Raw genomic sequence first — 19967 nt, forward strand, 5'->3', positions numbered from 1 at the left:
GATTCTCCATCTCGATGACCCCATGTTTTCTGGCAGCATCCTACTACAACATGACTTGTGTGTACTTAGTAGCCCAGGTTTGGGAGAGGGGTTTGGGGTGAGGGCAAACGTAGGGTGCATTAGCGAAGCAATGCACCGCTAATTTTTAGGGTCATCCTGATTGTGTAGAGCTAGTTAAAAACAGCTTGTCGAAGCTGGGCAAGCGCTTGTTTCAGACTCATCAGGTCACGGCTGCAAATCGCATAAATCTCATCCGCGTCGATGTTGAAATAGTCGTGGGCTAGGATGTTGCGAATGCCTTTGACACTTTCCCAGTCAACACTGGAGTCTGCCGCCAGCAATTCATCACCAGCGGTTTTCTCGATGCGGCGGATGTTTTCGCTGATGGCGATCAGCATCATGCTAATGCCATCGAGGCGATCGAGCCCCTCGTCGTCGCGGGTAAAGTCGGCGGGTGACTGAATGCTGGTAAAGCGCCGCTCAATGCGCCGGATCGCTTCTTCGATTTCCAAAAATAATTCCAGCAGCAGCGAACGGTTATACATACCGGGCCTCTTGGTCGATTCGGGCCTTGAGGTAGGGGTTCATGCTGGGGCGATAGCGAATCACATCGACCGATTTGCCAAACAGGGATTCCAATTCGGTTTTGAGGCGTACCCGCTGGAGCAGGTCGGGCGTCATATGTACCACGATGTCGATATCGCTGTTGGGGGTCGCTTCACCCCGGGCGACGGAGCCAAAAATGCCGATGCGAGTCACGCCATAGCGCTCTTGCCAATCGGCTCGGCGCTGTTGTAACTGCTGCAAAATATCGGCTTGGGTGGTGGCGTTAACGCTCATGGCTGGCTCAGGCGATCGCTGTTTCTATCTTACTCAACGACCTAAATCCTCTACCGCGATCGCGACTGCCCCTAATCCTCCAGACCGTAACCGCGATCGCTCTCAAAACCCGCACGATCGCCCTCACAATATCGGCCCCACCGTCCTGGCGGCCACCTGAGGAATGGTCGGGGCCGCAGCTATGCAGGCGAGTTGCGACTCCAAAGCCCCAGGCGGTGGCAGCCTTCCAGAAAGGCGACCCTCAAAAAGTTGCTGTTCGCAGTCAGATCTTTCTCGGACTGCTTGCGCCAGCTAGCCAGAGCATCTATCGGTTCAATGCCGTGTTCATCTCGGAGGATCCTGACCTGCTCTAACCAATCCTTGGCATCGTTGCTACAGCATTTTGCTTGATAGCGTTCTTCAATGCCGTAAACGTCTTGCCAAGTGTCCAACTCTTCACTGATGGTGCTGGGGCCAAAGGAGAGCTGCACGTCTGAAGCAGCGAGGTTATCGACATCTGGGTTGCTGAAGTCGATGGAGATTTCAATACTGTCACCATCAGTGGTGTATGGGTAGAAAAACTTTCGGCGACGGGTCACTCCGGCTGGATCTTTGGGCGTAAAGGCCGTGTCTTTTGTGCCTTTATAACTGCTGTTGCAGTGATGACAAGCTGGGACAAGATTACGGAAATTAATTGAGTTAAATGGGTAAAGACCTTTAGGAAGATAGTGATCGTAGGCTTCCCGTTTGCTGTGGTAAATCCCAAAGACATCGCTAATGCCACAAAACGGGCATTTTCCTGCTTTGTTGACCGTCATAAAATTATGGTAGTGGTCATCGATTTCACCGATTTTTTCCCGGAGTGCCGCAAGGTTCAAGAGCTTTTGAGAGTAAAGCCCCTTAAAGAATGAGGCGAGCTTGTCATGCAGAGTGGGATAAGTGGTCTTGATGTCGGCATAGCGTACCAGGGGAAGAGCTGAATCTTTGGCACAGACTCTTTCGATGTTGTTATTGGCCTGATACCACTGTTGGAACTTGTCAATTTCTTCAGGGGTCAGCGGAGCAAACAAGTTATAGATGCGTTCGACATGGCCGTTAAAGAAATCTGCGCCTGCTGCATCGGAGTAGTGAAAGGCTTCTATGACTTCTTTGAGTTCGGCATTGCCGTCGAATAAGTCAAAGCCAAAAGGGTTGCCCTCAGGAGCTTTGCACCAAACTTCAAAAAAGATGTAGTCGATGAAGGACTGCATCTTTTCCATCGAATGGGGCACGTAGGTATAGGCAAACAGCACTAGTCCTGAGCCTCCATGCGATCGAGAATGGTTTTGATCAGCAGCATTTTCTCCACAGAGTCGCCGAGTTGCTGGTTGATTTCAGTGATCAGTTGTTCTTTGTCCTCGTTGGGTCTCGTCGACCTTTCTCTAAATTGCCCAAGTTCATCCTGAGCACGACGACCGATGGTTTCACGTTTGCTGAATGTATTCATCGTGATCTTGTTGATGGAAGCGCCAAAGGTGTTGTAATCAGGGTGGTTAACTGACACGATGCCATTTGTCTTGTCAAACACCAGAACCTTTTCCGGCTTACTGTCGGAGATCACGAAGGGCGTGTGGGTGGTGATGAGCATTTCTTGCCGATCGGCGTCGCCGAAGCTGTCGTAGAGGCGAGTGACAAAGTTGGCCCGCCAGTCGGGGTTGAAGTGGGTTTCGGGTTCATCCAGCAGAAACAGGCTGTGGGTGTTTTTGAACAGCAGGCAAAGCCCCAGGGTGTGCAGCAACTGGTGTTCACCATCGGAGAACGATTTTAGCAACACCGGCTCAGCCACATCGGTTTTGGTCAGCCAGACGTTCTTAAAGCGGATGATGCGCTCATCGGCGGCAAGGGTGGGAACGCTCTCGCTGACATAGAGGCTATCGGATTGGTACAGGTCTGCCTTTAGCTGGTCGCTGACGGAGTAGAGATTGAGCGTTAGCAATACTTGAAATGCTTGGAATAAACTTATGGGGGAGCCATTGATTGCAAAGTCAAAGTTTTCTCGGAATGCCTGACGGGTGGCGTCATTAACGTAATAGTCAAGGTAGAGAGTGTCGGTAGCAGCATCGACAAACCAGCAGGTAGCGCAGCGTTTGAGGCGCGGAATGATTTTGAGTTTGTCAGCTCGCTCTTTAAGAGATTCATTGTCGTTAGAGTCATCGCCGTCAGAGTCATCGCTGTCAAAGTCATCGCCGTCGAGTAGTTGTACTACGTTGACCCGGTAGCGATAGCCACCAACTCCATCGTCAACCGAATCAAGAGCTGGATGATTTCGGACAATATCTTCTACTGACTGCTGCTGGCTTGCGCTCTGGCTGCCAAAGGCCCATATCTGATCGATGTCTAACTCAAAGCTGAGCTGGATGACGATGCGAAACTCTCGCAAGGCTTCAATGCCGATGTCTTCCTGAAAGGGGCTCAAAGCCGCTGCTTCCTGGAGGAGAAGGTTGCAGAGTAAAATCGCCTGACTAAAGCCACTGTCAAGATAGACGAGACGCGATTCAGGCCTGTCGGAATAGGACAAATCCTGGGTCAGCGCTCGCCAATATTCGTCGAACTGGATGAAGCGCATTTTGAAAAATGGCAGGCTGAGAATTTCGTTCTCTCCGGAGGAGTAGCCAAGAACATACTCTGGCAATAGTGTGTACCGCAGCTTTCGACCCGCTTTCAATTCCTCCCAAGCTTCCTGACGTGTATTCCACAAAGTCCAGGCTGGGGCTTGCTCGGGCTGTTTAATGATTCTGATGCGGACTTGATCGTCTTCGCGATCCAGGTCTGGGGGCGGTGGCATGAGGTATTCAATCTCAAAGCCGTCTGGACTGGCTTGTTCGCTCCGAAAGCCGTTGGGATTGGCCTGCGCTTCATAGATGAAACTGTCCGGCTTGTCTTCGAGGTAGATGCACTCTAGATGGTAAAAAATGGCCGCGAGTGCCTCCAGCAGATTGGATTTGCCGCTGCCGTTGCGGCCAGCCAGGATAAAGGGTGCGAAGCCTCGCTCGTCTTGCAAGGCCCACTCAGTGCGAAAGTAATGTTCAAACCCGGCTTGCAGGCTGCGAAAGCCCTGATGAGCAGTAATTTTTAGGCGTAGTAGCTTCATGGATGCCAATCGGGGAAGGCCATACCGGGAGCAACAGCATCGGTCATCACTTATCTGCTGCCTTGATTAGGACACAGTTGTTGGCATCGTCGTAGCTTTGTGCCAGGCGACCACTTTTCAGGGATTCAAATATCCATGCTTTGAGGTGGTCATATTCCGCCGCACCTAATTCCACCGTACGCAATTCCTCTGTGTCCTCCTTTGGCTCCTCTGCGTTGTTCTCTAGCTCCTCTGCCAGTTTCCACAAGCGCTGCTGGGCAGCTTCCATAAAGTCCTGGGTAGAAAAAGGCGCGTTATTCAGGTGGTCAATCCAAGCCGCTAGCCACTGGTTGATTAGATCCTGGCGGCCCTTGGCGGAATGGAGGGTGGTCAGCTCTGGGGGAGCGGGCAGAGTGAAGGTCTCGGTTGCGGGCGGTGGTTCGCTGGTGTCGGGAGGTTCTGTTGCGGTGGTGTCGGTATCTTCAGAAGGTAAGGGAACCCGTGATAGATCCAGATCTCCTTTGAAGGCTTTTTGGCTGAGTGCGCCGTAGAGGTTTTCGAGATCGGTAAGACTTTGCTGGTAAGAAGTTTTAATGCTTTCAACTTTTTCGACTATAGTGGCAAATTCGTCTTGTAGCTCAATGGGTGGAATGGGAAAAGGTATCCGATTCATCGCACCAACATTGAAGTGCTTTTGAATGCCGCCAACCTCCTTTGATGCGACAAGAGCTATGCCCCTTTCCGAATTTAAGAGACTAGCTAAGTAGTGTGGATTGAGAACTCCTATTTTGGGCCTTACAAGGATAAGATCAATACAATTCGCTCCATCCAGTTCACGTGGAACAACAGCCGCAGTTCCTGTTTTACCAGTTCTGACAATAACTACATCGCCAGCACGCAAAATCGATTTCGCTAGTGGCCCTTCATTTGCCTGTTCAGAGAAGAAAACCAAGTTGTCAAGTTCGATTCGATTTGGCTTGATATTGAGCGATCTGAGTGCAATCACACCTTCTTCTACATAGTAAGAGGCTGGCTTGACTACAACGCCCACTGTGAGCCGAGTACTGTACGCTTTTCCAGTAAGCATTATCCATCCCTTCTCATTGCGAACTGGATCGCCGAACATCTCTAGGAAGACGCTTTTGAGTAGGTCGTCGAGTTGTTGCAGGTGTTGTTTGCGCTCGGCAATTAGCCCTTCCACCTTGCCAAGCACGTAAGCAATCCGCTTTTGGTCATCCAGCAATGGGAGAGGAATTTCTATTTTCGCTAAGGATTTAGAATTTAGCGTTTTCCCCATTACAGCCTGGTTAGAGCCGATAAGCTTGGCAACTTGTAGAGCAAAGAAAAGATAGTCTCTATTAAGTTGGTCTTTATCCTTAATTAATAGCGCGGCTATAGCTTCATTCGTATACAGATCGCAGCCTGCGAAGGCCATCTTGCCTATCGTTAACTTGAAGCTAAATAGCAATGTTCCTTTTGGAATTTTTCTGCACCGCTTTTGCTCAACTGCATAATCAGTGATTTCTTCTTTGGTTTCACAAACCACTTTTGAATTGAGATCGGAAATGGATACCCATTTATTTCCTTTTCCCCAATATTTTGCTTCCTTACGCGCCGGAGTACGACCAATAACAATATTACAGAGCTCAGAAAGAGATTTTGCTGGATAACTCATCCAATCATCTCCTTCAACTCAAGCAGTTCCCGCAGCATCCCACTTTGTACCTTGGCTAGATCCTCGTCGCCGATTTCACCCACCTCAGCCTGAATCAGCCTTTCCAAGATCACCTCTGGGGCTTCATAGATCTCCTCTTTATACACTTCTTCCTTGTAGCGGCTTAAACTCAGGTCATAGCCCTCAGCTTCAATATCGGCACGGGGCACGAAAAAGCATTTGCTTTCATCTGTAATTGTTCGGTCAGTATCCGTCTCTGGGTTGCGGGCTTGAAACTTGGCGACAATATCTTGCAAATCGCCATAGCCCTCTTGCTTGGTGCGTTTGTCATCCAGCGAGTAGCCGTCGCTCGCCATCTCGTAAAACCACACCTGCTCCGTGGCGGGCTCGGTGACCTTCTCTTTCGGTCCCCACACCTTGGTAAACAGCAAGATGGCGGTGCTGACCCCGGCATAGGGCTTAAACACACCGCTGGGCAGGGTGATCACGGCTTTGAGCTCGCAGCGCTCCACCAGCAGCTTCCGCAGATCCTTGAACGCCTTGCCCGAGCCAAACAGCACCCCCTGGGGCACAATCACACAGGCCTTGCCGCCTTTTTTCAGCAGGCGGTAAATATTCTCGACAAACAGCAGCTCTGTCTTGGTGGTCGAGAGGGTCAGGTTTTCGTTGATGTCGCCCTTGTCGATGCTGCCGGTAAACGGCGGGTTGGCCATGACGATGTCATATTCCCCCGCTTCGTCATAGCTTTTGCTCAGGGTGTCTTGATAGTCGATGTGGGGCTCGTCGATGCCGTGCATCATCAGGTTCATCAGGCCCAGGCGCACCATCGTGCCGTCGATGTCATAGCCATAGAGGCAGTTTTGCAGCATGGTTTGCGCGTCTTCGGTGAGGGCTGCCGCTACTGAGGTGCGGGTAAAGCCGTCTTCATCGGGGGCCAGATCCGTGGTCCCGGCTCGGATGGCGAGCTGGGTGACAATGTACTGATACGCCCCCAACAAAAATCCGCCAGAGCCACAGGCCGGGTCGGCAATTTTGTGGCCCAGCTGCGGCTGCACCAGTTCGGCCATCAGCTTGATGATGTGGCGCGGGGTGCGAAACTGACCGTTCTTGCCCGCGCTGGCAATCTCCGACAGCAGCATTTCATAGACATCCCCCTGGATATCTTGAAACGCCTGACCGTGTTCCTGGGAGTCTCGCTCCATGATGGCGAAGATCTGGTCGATGGTCTTCACCGCTTCCACCAGCAGCGTCGGTTTCGGGATGATGAACACCGCATTCTTCATATGATGGGAGAAGTTAGACTCCTCTCCATTCAGATCCTTCAGAAAGGGAAACACTTTGAGCTGAACATGCTGCAGCATACGATCAGCCGGACTGTAGAACTTAAATCGGTTCCAGCGAAGTTCGTCTTTTTCGATCGCGTGTTTCTCTGCTTCCTCAAGCTTCCGACGTTTTTCGTCCTCAGAATCGTTTTCATTCAGTTTTGCTCGGTGCTCTGGCGGAATCCAGGTGCCTGCAAATTTTGAGGTGTAAGATTCGCCAGTCCATTCAGCATCGGCCTGCTTTTTGAGATCGAGCTCATCTACCCGCTTCATGAACAGCAGGTAGGTGATCTGCTCGATGGCCGTGAGCGGGTTAGAAATGCCCCCCGACCAGAACTTATCCCAAAGCTGGTCGATTTGGCTTTTGAGTTCAGGGTTGTTTTGCAGCATGGCTTGAATTCTGAAAGGTTAGGGCCTTTCCGTCAAGCGGCCAGCCGCTCGGTGAGCTGTAAGATTTCGGTAATTTCCGCCGGGCTAAAGACGCCCCGAATGCCCTGGGGATGAATCACCGTAAACGGCGCGCTGATCAGATCCTTCTTCTCTACCGTCTCGCGATCGATGATGAAGGTCTTCAGCAAGTTCAGAAACTCCAGTTGACGGCTGCTCAGGTTGCTGTGCTGCTGGATGAACTGATCAAACGCCTCGCTAACCGAGTCCGGAAAGCTCTGTAGCGTTTCCAGGCCGAGGATGTGGCGGATGAACTGGATGAATCGCGCCTTGCGATTTTGATACACCTGGCGCAGCAGGTCTTCAGTGATGTGGGGATGCTCCGCGTGGAGGAGAGTGGCCAGGGCGTCGGCTTCCTCGGGGGCGATCGCCTCACCGTTTTTGAGCTTCATCAGCACCGGGTTACTTGCCGTCAGCTCAGCAATCACGGCTTCCACCATTTCCCGATAGCGGCTAATGCTGACCGATTCGTGCTGGGGGCCAAACTCCACCCGTTCCTTGTTGTGTAGCTCATCCACCAGGTTGAGATAGACCGGCCCAGCGCTGGTACTCGACTCGCGGAACTTCATCAGTGGCCCCAAGCGATCGTTGAGCTGATCGAGCGCCCGTTCCCGTTCTTGCTCACTGCCCTCGGCCCAGTAGCGGTTGGTTTGGGCGGCGCGAATCAGGTCTTCCTCTGCTTTCACAAAATTGACCGACAGCGGCAGCTCCCCAATGCGCTGCACAATGCTCTCCCGCAAGTTTTCGGCCTCTGCCGGGTCATCCTGGAGTCTGGCTAACCCGTAAGCCACCAGGTCACGCTCAAAGCGCATTGCCTTAAAGTCCACCTCAGAGACCGTGCGAAACAGCGGCTTGATGGTAGTCCGCAGGAACTCCAGCTTGGGATGGTTTAGGGTGACCCAAAAATTTTCCTCGTCGAGGCGGGCCAGAGCCGCAGCGGCATCCCTGATGACGACAGAGTTCGGGGGCAGCGCCGCAATCTGCTGACGGAGCTTGGCCACTTCCTGTTCGGCGATCGCGGCCAGGGTGCGATCGTTCGCAGCTTCAATCTTGTCGAGTCGCAGCCCCACCAACTGCACCGGCAAAGGCAGCTGGGGCTTCAGCTCCTTGCCTTTCGGCTGTAGCTTGAAATACTCGAAATTATCCCAGCAATCGAGAATCAAGAACACCTCTTTGGCCGGACACCAGGGCTTCGGTTTGCGGGCCTCCAGCAACCGCGTACCGCGCCCAATCATCTGCCAAAACTTGGTGAAAGAGTAGACCGGCTTAGCAAACACCAGATTGACGATTTCCCGCACGTCAATGCCGGTATCCAGCATGTCCACACTGATGGCCACGCGAGGCATGTCGTTGTTGGTGAACTGGTCTAGCAGCCCGCCTTTGCCGTAAACTCTAGGATCTTCCGAGACCAGTACCTTGGCCAACTCGCCTTTGTACTGCGGATACAGCTCGTCAAAAATTTCCTCCATGCGCCGGGCATGGGCTTTGGAAGAGCAGAAAAATATCGTCTTACCGGGCAGCACCCCGTTGGGATCTTTGATGCACTCCTCCATGAATTCCTTGACGATCAGGGTGTTGGTGCCCTTGTTGATCACCTGCTTTTCAAGCTGCGAGCCTTCAAAGTTAATTTCCTCGACTTCCTGGCCTTCTAGCAGTAGCTTCTTCTGGTCTTCCAGCGAGATCGTGCGCTTGCTGATGCCCTCCATCTGAAACTTGGTCTGAATCTTCATGACCTGAAAGTTGCACAGGTAAGGAGGAACGTTATTGACCGCTTCTTCAAAGGTGTAGGCAAAGGTGGGCAGACCATCCTCGCAGTGAAAGAGCTGAAAGGTGTTGTGGTCAATGATGTCGGTGGGGGTGGCCGTCAGCCCCAGGGTGATGGTTTTGAAATAGTTCAGGACTTCCTGATAGGTGTTGTAAATCGAGCGATGGCTTTCATCCACCACAATCAAGTCGAAAAAATGGGGCGATAGCGGCTGTAACCCATCCCGAATGATGTTGAGCATCGTGGGATAGGTCGAGACGTAGATGCGGCGGTCTTTGGCAATCAGTTTCTCGCCCACCTTGGGCCAGCGCGGCTCGTGGGGCAAATGTTCCTTAAAGGCAGCCAGCGCCTGTTCCCGCAGCGCAATGCGATCGACCAAAAACAACACTTTTTCAGCATGGCCAGCACGCATCAGGGCATCGACCAGGGCAATACAGGTGCGCGTTTTGCCAGTGCCGGTCGCCATCACCAGCAGAAAGTTGCGTTGCTGCCGGTCAATGCCTTCCAAAACGGCACGGATAGCGCGGATTTGATAGTCGCGACCGGCAATGTCGGTATTGATCAGCTCGTGGGTCAGATGTCTTCGGTTACGGCGGATATATTGGAACCGCTCAAGGTCATCGCGCGTGGGAAAACCGACCACCTTTCGAGGCGGATAGTTGTCCAAGTCCCAAAAGTAGATATCGTGACCGTTGGTGTAAAAACAGAACGGCAGTTCCCCGCCCTGTTGCTGCTGGATGTTGTAGCAATATTGCTTGGCCTGCTCACGACCAATCGCGGCGTCTTTGCTCGATTTCTTAGCTTCGATAACGGCCAGGGGTTTGCCATCTTTGCCGAGCAATACATAATCGCTGAATTGATGTCCCTGGTAGGACGCTCCCGTTTCGGCAGTCTTTCCAGACGGAGATGTCAGGATGTCAAATTCTTGAACAACCTGCATCGGATCTTTGACGTTCCAACCCGATTGGGCCAGAAGTTCATCAATCAACTCTATGCGGGTCTGCTTTTCACTGTTCATCCGCTCTATCGTTCGCTGAAATCAATCCGAGACGCAAACACCCTTGAGACAGTCATGGTGATGGCCGAGCAGCCCTTTTGGGTCTGTGGTTATAAGATTCCCAGGATCAACGTCTAACATTGATTCAAAGAAATCGACCATTCCGACACCCAATCTTTTTCTGTGTGGCGGTATTTCTCAATAGTTTATGTTCCTGACATCTTTACAGAGCACAGCGGTGGCCTAGCGCGCCAATGCCATCACCCAATGCGTTTAGAGTGCCCCACCTCTTCAGAATGAAACGCCAACCGTGAGCGACTGCAGCGCGATCGCTCTACAAAGCCAGTATCCATCTGCCCTACGTGGAGTTAGAGCCAGCCGCCATCAGCACCTCCCACCACGACCGCCTTACACTAGAGAGCAGTGAACCCGGCCTTGGTTCAGCCCATCACGAGGTAACCCATGATTGCTCAACCTCAACTGACACAGCGCCACACCCCCGCCGCCTACCTCGAATTCGAGACCCAGGCCGCCACCCGCCACGAATACATCAACGGAGACATTGTCCCAATGACCGGGGGCACGCCCAATCACAATCAAATTTTGCTAAACCTGGCCGGTGCTCTCAACTTTGCGCTGAGACGGCAACCCTATCGAGTATTTGCAGCTGACCAGCGCCTGTGGATACCGGTGCCCAAAATTTATACCTATCCCGATGTCATGGTGATTGCCGGGGAGTTGGCCTACCAGCCAGGACGACGCGACACCGTAATGAACCCCAGTGTCATTATCGAAGTGCTGTCTAAATCGACCAGAGAGTATGACCGAGGGGATAAATTTGCCGCCTATCGGACCCTGCCGAGCTTTCAAGAATATCTCTTGGTCGATCAGTATGCTTGTCACGTCGAGAGTTATGTCAAAGCTGGGGAAAAACGGTGGATCTTTCAGGAATACGATCGCATGGAAGCTACGGTGACCTTAGAGAGTTGTGATTTTGCGATCGCCCTACAAGACATCTACGACAAGGTTGAGTTTGACACCCCTGCCCCCGCAGCCGCCGAGGACACCTCAGATCGCTAACAGTATCGGCAACCGTCATGAGTTACCTGTCTCACTCTTTACTTGCTCCCCTTCTCCCAATTTTGGGAGAAGGGGCTGGGGGATGAGGGCATGACGAAGTGATGAGGGCACGACGCCTAATTTCTGCCCACCAAGCCACCAAACCCGAACAACAGCAATATCAGAGGCTTGCGCCATGAGAGAGGAATACGATTTCACTGCATCCGTGCCCAATCCCTACGCAAAGAAGCTGAAGCAGCAAGTCACCATTCGCTTAGAGGAAGACGTGGTGGATTACTTTAAGGCCCTGGCCGAAGAAACGGACATTCCCTATCAGACCCTGATCAACCTCTATCTGAAAGACTGCATGAAGGCCCAACGCAAGCCGTCGCTGGAATGGGTGAGTTAGCACTCGACAGCCCAAGTCTCGATACTGATCGGAAGTCCCTCTCCCAAATCTGGGCTACTAGGTACACATAAGTCCTGAAGCTTTTGCTGTGCAGGCTTTCCCTTCATCCCCCAACCCCTTCTCTCAGAACGGGCGGAGAAGAGCTGGAAAATCTTGACTGGCCTCCCCCTCGCCCATTTTTGGGAGAGGGGGACTGAGGGGGTGAGGGCCGAGGATGTGCAAACTTATACACCGAGCAGTATTAGAAACTGACAAGGACTGAGAACTCTGAGAGGTGCGTTGAGCGTCATGCCGAGAAAGCGATCGCGGTTGCCGCGGGCATCGTTGCAGTGCTCATGCTCATGGATGCTTGGGGGCATGTTTTCCACTGGTATCGCATCTGGGCTAACGATGGCGTATATTGCTCGACCGCTGATGAGGCAGGCGGCAACCATTTTCTGTATGGCGATGACTGCTCAAAGTCAGCCCCCTCACCAGCGATCGCGGCTGTCTTTCAGGGTGTCTTTGGAGCGTCTTTCCGGTGTCTCCGAGACGTTGCCCAAAGACGGCTAAAGACGCCCAAAGACAGAGCATAGACGCCCTAAAGACGGGGCGTAGACAGGCGATATCGCGGCGGTGTCTCTGCGGTCATGACGACCACGCCTCGCGTCACCAGTTGCGCCAGCAGAGCTTCCAGATCGGGCAGGCTCATGTGGTTCTTAAACAGTCGCTTTTGCTGCTTAATGGCCCCAGCGGTCAGGGGGGATTCTGACTTGCTGAGCACTTCCCGAATGAGGGCGATCGCCTCATCGGGATTCTGCACCGCATCATTCTGCTTGTCATTGGTCGGGCAGGGCAACACATCTTTCAGCACCAGCTGGGAGAGCGGCACTTGGGAGAGGCAAGGCCCGTTATTTTCCCAAAGTTGCCAGTAGCCCTCTAACGCTAAGATTCCGGCTTCTTGTTCAGTCGTCAGGCGCAAATCAGTGAGCTTACAAAAGGCTTTGATCATCTGCGCTTTCTTGCGCTTGCCACAGCCCACGACAGAGAAGTTTTTTAGCAAGTCCTCATCAATGCCCAGTGGCCCCGCGTTCCCTGATTGGGTGAGGATGCCAACCAAACTACCGACGGCAGCGCCAGAGGTGACACATTCCACGACGAAGCCAGCCAGGCGAGCGGCGATCGCTTTGTGTCCCTTCGTCTTAAGGCTTTGCAGAATGCCGATCGCCTCATCAATGATGAACCACTCGCGAGCGCTGTCCTTGCCTTCTAAATGACTCAACAGTGAGGACTCCCACTGATCCAGCAGCCAGGTCATCTGCTCTCCCAATTGCGGCCCTCCCACCCGGTAGCCTTGCCAATGCTGCGGTACCCGGTCGGTGGCTTTGCTGGTCACGTACCAGACCCGTTGCTCACTACCAATGAGATGCTTCAGGGTTTCGCTCTTGCCCTCACGAGTGCGACCGACCATGAACAGGTGAGGCGCGGCGTCATCCAGTTGAGCGATCGCACGGGGTAGTTTCGCACCGTCGCCATTCTCCGGTGCTGGGGTCTTGTTCCCAGATGTCGGTTCCTGAGTCTGCCCCGCTTGGGGGCTCATCTTTTTTTCTGGAGTGGCCACCCCCATCGCGATCGCTCTACGTTTGATGTCGAGCAAATCATCTTGAGTCAGATAGTCACCCAGCTTGGTAAATTTGCCCTGACTCACTTCGAGGTCGATGGCGTCCGCTTCCCGACTGGCAGACATCACAGAGCCAATCAGAATGACGCCCGCAAAGCCCCCCATTGCGGCAATACCCCAGGTACCCGCCACCACCGTCCCAATGGGCCACAGCAGGCCCGCCGTAGCGGCGGCAATCTGCCCATAGCTTGTGTGTGAGAGCCAGCAGCGAGTAATGGCGCGGTTTTTCGTTGCGAGTAGCAACTGTTCTTTGGTCATGGTTCAAATCCTGAAACGACAAAGCCCCTGCGGTGAGGGGCTGAAGACATGGCGCTACATCACTTTGCGGATATAGCGCCAAAGGAATACATAGGCGGCTAAACCAAACAGGGTGAACCCCGCGATCGCGATATTGCCCCAGGCCACGGCTCCCCAGGTGGGCGCGAACCGAAACACAGCAAAATCCACATTCAAGGCAGGCCAGAACCGAGCGCAGGCAGTGGCGTCGATGGCATAACCACCACAAGCGACCGTGCAAGCGACCCGCATCTTTTGATTCCATTCTTCGGTCTGTTCTTCGGCAGGCGTATCCAGCAACAACAGTGGCCAGACTTCGGCAGCCTGCACCGCTGCCAGGGTGAGAATGCCAAAAATCAGCCCGGTGATTTTGGCGAGAATGCCGACCCATCGAAACAGCCAAAACCCGCTAATGGCATTGGTGATCACGGTTGAGTAAGGGGCGATATTTTGGCACAACGCCACAAATACCACGCCGCCAAAGCCAATCAGAATCAGCCAGCCAATCAGGGTGTCTACTTTTTTCGGGTCGTTGTGTTGTTCCGATTTATTGGTGGTTACCATCCCAAAAAGCTCCTAATCACGGCGGTGTTATTGGTGCGGGCGAAGTCGTCTAATCGGCCATCGGCGGCGACGATCGCAGTTGTGCCCTGAGCATCACAAACGGCGCTGCCAGCGGTGAGGTTAGAGACCGTCATGCCCGGTTGTAATGGCTTGTCAGAGAGCACACAAGCTCTGCTGTTAAGGCGTGTTTCTGCTAGTTGGGATTCTGCCAGCAGGCGATCCTGTTGGATCTGGGCATTCACTTGAGCGTTAGCGGTGAACTGCTGGAGCTGCTGTCGATCAGCCCGCTCTGAGTCGAATGCCGTGGCGATCGCCCCGATCACCAGCACGGCAGCGGGAAAGGCCAGCAACATCATGGGATTACGCATGGTCATTCCCTCCAAATAGGTCGGCTAAGGTGTCAGCAGCACTGCTCTGAGTCGGTTTGGGTGTTGATGATGGTTTCGCCGGACGGCGACCACTCCCCCGATACATCTGAACCAACAGCCCGACAATTACCAGCAGCACAGCTGCACCCAGAACCATGGCCAGCCATGGACTCGCGCCGGGCGGTTGGGGTGTCACGGTCTGGATGGTTTGCCCGGCTTGGCTAATGTCGCCACTATCAGGGGTGACGGTGAACTGGGCGACTTGTCGCTGTGGCACTTGCGACGTGTAAACCAGGGGGACGATCGCGCCCCCCAATTTGCATAGGCCGTGGGCATCGAGGTACAGGTAGGCATCTTCTGTAGCCATCGGTGGAAATGTTTGTAGCGTCCGTTGTTCACCATCGGATAGGGTGACAGTCCAGAACACCCACTCACCCTTCTGGATTGGCACGAGCTGAGAGCAGGCCGGGCGAAAGGCGATATCGTCATGGGTCGCCGGTGACAGCGTTTGCTGACTCGGAATGGTCACGCCCCCAAATTCGATGTCATTGGCGATCGCGGGTGAACTGGCCAGAGCGATCGCCCCGGCGATGAGTAAAGCCAGGCGGAGTCGTTTCATAATTGAGTGGTTCCATGTGTGAATGTGGACGGCCCCCGGTACGGCGTCCAAACTGAACCGGGGGTTCAAAGCAATATCGACAGCAGCGCGATCGCCAACGTTAAGCGGCGTTGCCATCGGTTGGGGGCTTTCCCAGTTGGGCGGCAGCGTCCCCCAAGGCGTTCGCCTTCATGGTGGAAATGGTTTGTTTGATATCCGTGATCGCTGCTGCCATCTCCGTCACGGCCAGATCACTCAGGAGAGCGTCAGCCCGAGCTGCTGTGGTATTGGTGTGCTGCTCAATCGCGGTCAGATTGTCTTGAGCGGCGGCCAGGTCGAAGCGCTGTCGCTGTCGGGCGGGCAGGGTGGAATGACGCAGCGCTAGGGAAGTGGACTGGGGGGCGATCACCTCGGTGGTGTCTTCGTCACCGTCCAGCAGCTCCGCCTCTAGCACCTGGTCTTCCGGCGCAGCCGTGACCGGAATTTTGGGCGCATATTCAGCAATCAGCGACATCTCATCTTCGCTGTAGAGCGTGCGGCGACCATCAGCCGGGTCAGGACTGCCTAACGGCTCCCCTAACTGTTTCTCAACTTTGCGACGGTACTTGTTCACCGCCTGGATGGTGCAGCCCAGGCGCTTGGCAATATCGGCACTTGAGTACATAGCTTCCTTTTCTGAAACGTTTCTGAAACGATTCCGAATCGTTTCTTGAATTCGATAATAGCAACTTTCTAGCAACTTTCTAGGGCTTTCAAAGCAACTTAAAAGGAGCTAGCGATATAATACGAAGTTTAGGTAGTTGCGACGATGCAGCTATCAAGTAACATTTGGGGCAATGGAATCAATGATTGAAGTGGCCAAAAGAGTACATGTGACCTTGCCCGATACCGTTCATGCTGATCTCGAAGCGTGGGCAGAGGCGCGTGATCAGAAAATTGCAACTGTTGCAGCGATCGCGATTGAGATGTACTTAGAAAGCCTGAAGTCCAGAGGTGAGGTTCCCTTCACGCCAAACTCACCGAAAACAGACGGCGATCGCAATTAAGACTCTGGGGGTTCCCGCTTCGGCCCAGGCCCAGCGGTCGGGCCACCCCCGCCAGCGGTCAAGCCAATTCGGGCCGTTCAGCACTAGGGCTAGCGGTCAGCATGGTGTCTTCCCCCCGTCAGCCCCCAGCATTCCTCGCTAGCTCTGGCCTCAGCACCCGATTGTCTTGAGCAAAGTTGGTGTCCCTAACCCGGCACCGCCCTCTAGCGCCTCCCGTGCCCCGCTGAGCGTGGGCCACAGGCTACATACATCAGGTGTTGCGCCCGTGGCGCTCTGATTGCTTCGGCTTGCCCTTGACGGCGCGCTTTGGGCGTGGGAATCAGGAAGGTAGGGGGGCGGCGGCTTCGGTGTGCGAGTGGCGCGGGTTCGCGGTTCGCTCCGCCCCCAGGAAAATTAACGCTATCACGCCCAAGCTTCTACGCCGCAAGGGACAGCGCCTCACGTCCCCCCTGTACTGATTCGAGACGATAGCAGTCAATTCTCATGGTGTGTCGGCCCGGCAATGCCCGGCCTCCGTAGCCTTTATCTTGGCGGCGCTTCCCTACGGTCAGCCCCGCGATCCGAACCGGGGAGAACAGCGGATGCTTGGTGGCTCATGGTCGGCGCGGGGTGCCCGGTGGGGCGGCCTGGGCGCTGCTACCAGGGCAGCCGGTTTCCTTCGGTACGGCTTCCCTGGCTGGGTGGCTGTGGCAGTGTCAGCAGTTCTGGGGCGTTTCTCCACAGCAGCCCCAAGCGTCCCTCTGGCAGGCGTTTTACAGCGGTTATCTTGCCCATTGTCAGGCTTTGCAGCGCCATCACAGCCTGTGGGGTTTCGTCGCTCAGCGTCACCACGCCGCCTTGTGTGGGCCGCGCATAGGCGTTGCTCAGGTGTGGGTTTGTCGTCGTTAGTGTCAGTTGCTTTCCGGTCATTGTTCTGGGGCGTTTAGTTTGTGGTTCCCAGTGCCCTTGCAGGGTGCCTTATCAAGTCCGTTGCCCTGCTGAGTTGGGTGGGTGTTTCCCCCGTCGGGGTTGGGTTGCCATTGCCCTCGCTGGCGTCTGCTGCCGTTGCTCGGTTGCTGCTGTCGATCGCCCAGCTCTCACCTTTACTCCGGTCGGTTTCCGCTTGGGGGGCTGGTGGTGGTTTGCGCCGTTCGTGCGGTTGCCCCCGCTGGCAGGTTTCCGGCTTCGGTTCCGGTGCCTCGCGCTTTGCGCTTCACCCCCCGCTTGCCTTATGTGTCGCCCTTCGCGCCTCTCACCTCCCCCGTTCACCTGTACTTATTATAGCTTTTAAGCTATGCGTTGTCATGGCCGCAATGTGTTTATTCTTCTTTTATTTTAGGGCTTTTTGGCTTCTGCCTTCATCCAAGCTTCATGTTGTCTATGCCTTAAAAGCTATGGATTTATAGTACAATTGGTCTAGCGAGCGAGAGGCAAGAGCATGGTTACACCGGGCAACATTCTTTATTCAGCCGCCGCAGTCAGACGGATGTTAGGGCTTTCTAAATCGGCTCAGGTCACAATCCGCGAGTTCTTCAAAGTGGTTTGGGTTTGGGTGAAAGGACAGCGCCCCACCTTCATTAGCAAGCGCTTGTTTAAGCAGCACTTTGCCGAGTGGCGCAAGGCTCAGAGCAGAGCTTTGCAGGTCACGCAGCGGTTAGACCGTCCCAATACCTACACCGTCCGCAATGAGTCCAATGGCACTACATACCCCCTTGAGACTCGCTCAAATGGCGTGTTTTGCACCTGTGACGACTTCAATAATCAGCTTGAGTTTTGGGGCCGAGGCTGTTGTAAGCACGGTTACGCAGTTTTAGCCCATCTTGGTTTCGGCTCACTCCGCGACTACATGACCGCGAAGAAAGTTATCCCACTACGCCGAGCCAGTGAGCCAGCCGCCATTTATGCGGCTTAGGTTTGCCGCCCTGGGCATGGCGTAAAACTGCCCCCCGTGACCGACCACACGGGACAAACCCCAGAACATACAAGGACACTTTCATGAAAAAGAAAGCATCGATCGACAAATTCCAATTGCTGACGGATAAGCTCTTAAGCCTGATGGAGCAGGGCGTTAAGCCTTGGGAGAAGCCTTGGCACTCCGCAGGCTACGGCAACGCGATTACCGGGCATCAGTACCAGGGAACAAACCCGCTGTTAGCGGCGATTGACTGTTTGATTCACGACTACTCCAGCCCGTTGTTTATCGGCTTTGCCCAGGCCAAAGAGCAGGGATGGCAGATCCGTAAGGGCAGTAAAGCCACCTGGCTGTTATGGGGAGGCACCGCCTGTAAGGAAGTCACCAACGAGGACACCGGAGAAACTGAGAAACGGTATTTCAACTCATTCCGATGGCTGAACGTGTTCAACCTGGATTGTGTTGATGACAGCGAGAGCGATCGCAAGATCGCGGATGTCATTCAGGCGCAAGGCTTAGTCAATACCAACGCCGAGCCGAGGCTTGAAGATGCCGAAGCGCTGATCGCCGCTCAGAATGCCGTGGTGAAGTTTGGCGGCAATATGGCCTGTTATTCATCCAGTGCCGACAAAATCCAGATGCCCCGGTATGAGGACTTCACCGGAGCCGAAGCCTACTACGCCACCTTCATCCACGAGCTTTCCCACTGGACAGGACACCCCAGCCGCTTAGACCGCAAGTTGGGCAATCAGTTTGGCTCACAAGCCTATGCCTATGAAGAACTGATCGCCGAGCTTAGCGCTGCATTCGTCTGTAACGAGATTGGGATGAGTAGCGAACTCGAAAACCATGCCAGTTACTTAGACAACTGGTTGCAGGTTTTGAAGTCTGACAAGAGAGCCTTCATTAAAGCCGCAGGACAGGCACAGAAAGCCGCAGGTTTACTGCTGACCAATGCCGAGATGAAAGCAGAGCCAGTCCCCGCAGCCGCTTAGGTTTGCCGCCCTGAGCATGGCGTTAAAAGGCTCAAAAGTTAACCCCCTGTCATGCCGACCAAAGCCCGACAGGGGAACCCCAGAACATGAGGTAATCACATTATGAACGCATTTCTAGTTAAGGAACCCACAGAGCTTGCTTACGAGCGAGAGCAAGAGCAACGCGAGGCCCAAGACGAGGCCCAGATTGAGCAGTGGGGATGGGACAGCCTAGAGCTTTCCGAGATTCTCAAACGTTGGGGCATCCAAACCGTTCTCGCAGAATTGAAAGCCCAGCACGAGCGAGAAAACCGCTCACAGCTTGAGTATCGCATTCTTAGCCCTGCCTACCTCTCAGGCGGTTACGACGACCCTAACCCCTGTAGCTGTGAGGACTTGTTTTAGATGAAAACTGACTCAAACCGTCATCAATTCACGCTGACCATCACGATCGACATCGAATATCGACACGACTACCTCACCCCAGAAAAGATCATCAGCAAGATAGGCAACGCCATCTACCAGGCTGAGGATCATCCAGATTGGGGCATTCCTGACCTCGACTACACCAGCAGCGACCCGGAACCGCTAGAGATTCCATACCCAGAAGACTAAGCCACAGCGATCGCTCTGACTAGGGCGATCTCCCCCAGCCTACCTCAGAACAATCAGACAATCATGCTTCACTTCTGCACCACACCACCCAGGCTCTCAGGTTGGGACAAACGCCGATTCAATGACCTGTCACCAGAGGCAAAGAAGATTCTTGCAGGTTGGGCAAAAGCCTACTTTTATCCGACCAGCATTACCAGAGCCAACGGCAACAAAGGCTGGATATTTGCCCTGGAGCAAACCACCGCACTCCTAGACGACGACGGAGAGCCGATAGAAAGCCACATCAGGACACGCTCAATCCTGATTGAGCGCAAGACCCACAAAGTCAAGCACTACGGCTCCATCAAACTGCAAATCCTGAAGCACTAAAACC

At 54.0% G+C, this 19967-nt stretch carries 22 protein-coding genes; 10 read left to right on the plus strand and 12 right to left on the minus strand.

The annotated features are described in order from the left end of the window. Nucleotides 1–170: 170 nt before the first annotated feature. Together JUK32_RS14335 and JUK32_RS14340 are read right to left on the minus strand one after the other, a co-directional pair. Nucleotides 171–545 (minus strand): DUF86 domain-containing protein, encoded by a 375-nt coding sequence (locus JUK32_RS14335; protein WP_204139544.1) that lies wholly within the window; start codon nucleotides 543–545, stop codon nucleotides 171–173. Next, nucleotides 538–840, minus strand: a complete 303-nt coding sequence (locus JUK32_RS14340) for a nucleotidyltransferase family protein (protein ID WP_204139545.1) — start codon at nucleotides 838–840, stop codon at nucleotides 538–540. Before JUK32_RS14340 ends, JUK32_RS14335 begins: the two co-directional genes overlap by 8 nt. Between JUK32_RS14340 and JUK32_RS14345 the strand changes: the two genes are divergently transcribed. Further along, nucleotides 839–1000 (plus strand): hypothetical protein, encoded by a 162-nt coding sequence (locus JUK32_RS14345; protein ID WP_204139546.1) that lies wholly within the window; start codon nucleotides 839–841, stop codon nucleotides 998–1000. The genes JUK32_RS14340 and JUK32_RS14345 overlap by 2 nt on opposite strands. Before the next feature lie 19 nt (nucleotides 1001–1019). On the opposite strand, the gene JUK32_RS14350 is transcribed toward JUK32_RS14345, so the two are convergent. From JUK32_RS14350 to JUK32_RS14370, 5 genes are read right to left on the minus strand one after another with little or no spacing between them, the layout of a single operon-like run. Then, on the minus strand, nucleotides 1020–2078 hold the full coding sequence (locus tag JUK32_RS14350; RefSeq protein WP_204139547.1) for an HNH endonuclease: 1059 nt from the start codon (nucleotides 2076–2078) through the stop codon (nucleotides 1020–1022). Between the two features lie 32 nt (nucleotides 2079–2110). Then, entirely contained in the window at nucleotides 2111–3949 is a 1839-nt protein-coding gene (locus JUK32_RS14355; RefSeq protein ID WP_204139548.1) for a restriction system-associated AAA family ATPase, read from the minus strand. A 46-nt stretch (nucleotides 3950–3995) separates the two neighbouring features. Continuing rightward, nucleotides 3996–5603: a restriction endonuclease subunit S gene (locus tag JUK32_RS14360; RefSeq protein ID WP_204139549.1), complete on the minus strand. Its 1608-nt coding sequence runs from the start codon at nucleotides 5601–5603 to the stop codon at nucleotides 3996–3998. Beyond that, the gene (locus JUK32_RS14365; protein WP_204139550.1) at nucleotides 5600–7315 is read right to left on the minus strand and encodes a type I restriction-modification system subunit M; all 1716 of its coding nucleotides are present in this window, start codon (nucleotides 7313–7315) and stop codon (nucleotides 5600–5602) included. Before JUK32_RS14365 ends, JUK32_RS14360 begins: the two co-directional genes overlap by 4 nt. Before the next feature lie 32 nt (nucleotides 7316–7347). Next, a complete protein-coding gene (locus JUK32_RS14370; RefSeq protein ID WP_204139551.1) occupies nucleotides 7348–10155 on the minus strand; it encodes a DEAD/DEAH box helicase family protein in 2808 nt (935 codons plus the stop codon). Between the two features lie 441 nt (nucleotides 10156–10596). Here JUK32_RS14370 and JUK32_RS14375 point away from each other — a divergent pair, with 441 nt between their 5' ends. Further along, a complete protein-coding gene (locus tag JUK32_RS14375) occupies nucleotides 10597–11214 on the plus strand; it encodes a Uma2 family endonuclease (RefSeq protein WP_204139552.1) in 618 nt (205 codons plus the stop codon). A 175-nt stretch (nucleotides 11215–11389) separates the two neighbouring features. Beyond that, nucleotides 11390–11602, plus strand: a complete 213-nt coding sequence (locus tag JUK32_RS14380) for a BrnA antitoxin family protein (RefSeq protein ID WP_204139553.1) — start codon at nucleotides 11390–11392, stop codon at nucleotides 11600–11602. 580 nt (nucleotides 11603–12182) lie between these two features. Here the strand turns inward: JUK32_RS14380 and JUK32_RS14385 are convergent. Genes JUK32_RS14385 through JUK32_RS14405 form a run of 5 tightly spaced genes read right to left on the minus strand, consistent with a single transcriptional unit; the run spans nucleotide 12183 to nucleotide 15732 of the window. Then, nucleotides 12183–13520 carry a hypothetical protein gene (locus tag JUK32_RS14385; RefSeq protein WP_204139554.1) on the minus strand — a complete coding sequence of 446 codons (1338 nt, stop codon included), beginning with the start codon at nucleotides 13518–13520 and terminating at the stop codon, nucleotides 12183–12185. A gap of 54 nt (nucleotides 13521–13574) precedes the next feature. Then, nucleotides 13575–14102, minus strand: a complete 528-nt coding sequence (locus JUK32_RS14390) for a hypothetical protein (protein ID WP_204139555.1) — start codon at nucleotides 14100–14102, stop codon at nucleotides 13575–13577. Beyond that, nucleotides 14096–14470, minus strand: a complete 375-nt coding sequence (locus tag JUK32_RS14395; protein WP_204139556.1) for a hypothetical protein — start codon at nucleotides 14468–14470, stop codon at nucleotides 14096–14098. Before JUK32_RS14395 ends, JUK32_RS14390 begins: the two co-directional genes overlap by 7 nt. Then, nucleotides 14463–15206 (minus strand): hypothetical protein, encoded by a 744-nt coding sequence (locus JUK32_RS14400; RefSeq protein ID WP_204139557.1) that lies wholly within the window; start codon nucleotides 15204–15206, stop codon nucleotides 14463–14465. The genes JUK32_RS14395 and JUK32_RS14400 overlap by 8 nt, the downstream gene beginning before the upstream one ends. Then, nucleotides 15190–15732 (minus strand): hypothetical protein, encoded by a 543-nt coding sequence (locus tag JUK32_RS14405; RefSeq protein WP_204139558.1) that lies wholly within the window; start codon nucleotides 15730–15732, stop codon nucleotides 15190–15192. The genes JUK32_RS14400 and JUK32_RS14405 overlap by 17 nt, the downstream gene beginning before the upstream one ends. A gap of 172 nt (nucleotides 15733–15904) precedes the next feature. Between JUK32_RS14405 and JUK32_RS14410 the strand changes: the two genes are divergently transcribed. The 7 genes from JUK32_RS14410 (at nucleotide 15905) to JUK32_RS14440 (ending at nucleotide 19963) form a co-directional block, all read left to right on the plus strand. Further along, a complete protein-coding gene (locus tag JUK32_RS14410; protein WP_204139559.1) occupies nucleotides 15905–16114 on the plus strand; it encodes a hypothetical protein in 210 nt (69 codons plus the stop codon). 588 nt (nucleotides 16115–16702) lie between these two features. Then, nucleotides 16703–17002, plus strand: a complete 300-nt coding sequence (locus JUK32_RS14415) for a hypothetical protein (RefSeq protein ID WP_204139560.1) — start codon at nucleotides 16703–16705, stop codon at nucleotides 17000–17002. A 529-nt stretch (nucleotides 17003–17531) separates the two neighbouring features. Next, nucleotides 17532–18005 carry an SWIM zinc finger family protein gene (locus tag JUK32_RS14420; RefSeq protein WP_204139561.1) on the plus strand — a complete coding sequence of 158 codons (474 nt, stop codon included), beginning with the start codon at nucleotides 17532–17534 and terminating at the stop codon, nucleotides 18003–18005. An 83-nt stretch (nucleotides 18006–18088) separates the two neighbouring features. Continuing rightward, on the plus strand, nucleotides 18089–19000 hold the full coding sequence (locus tag JUK32_RS14425; RefSeq protein WP_204139562.1) for an ArdC family protein: 912 nt from the start codon (nucleotides 18089–18091) through the stop codon (nucleotides 18998–19000). Nucleotides 19001–19102: 102 nt separating this feature from the next. Next, the gene (locus JUK32_RS14430; RefSeq protein ID WP_204139563.1) at nucleotides 19103–19384 is read left to right on the plus strand and encodes a hypothetical protein; all 282 of its coding nucleotides are present in this window, start codon (nucleotides 19103–19105) and stop codon (nucleotides 19382–19384) included. After that, nucleotides 19385–19594, plus strand: coding sequence for a hypothetical protein (locus JUK32_RS14435; protein WP_204139564.1), 210 nt, complete (start codon nucleotides 19385–19387; stop codon nucleotides 19592–19594). A 63-nt stretch (nucleotides 19595–19657) separates the two neighbouring features. Beyond that, nucleotides 19658–19963: a hypothetical protein gene (locus tag JUK32_RS14440; protein WP_204139565.1), complete on the plus strand. Its 306-nt coding sequence runs from the start codon at nucleotides 19658–19660 to the stop codon at nucleotides 19961–19963. Nucleotides 19964–19967 lie beyond the last annotated feature (4 nt).

It is taken from the genome of Halomicronema sp. CCY15110 (assembly GCF_016888165.1).
Classification (GTDB): domain Bacteria; phylum Cyanobacteriota; class Cyanobacteriia; order Phormidesmidales; family Phormidesmidaceae; genus Halomicronema.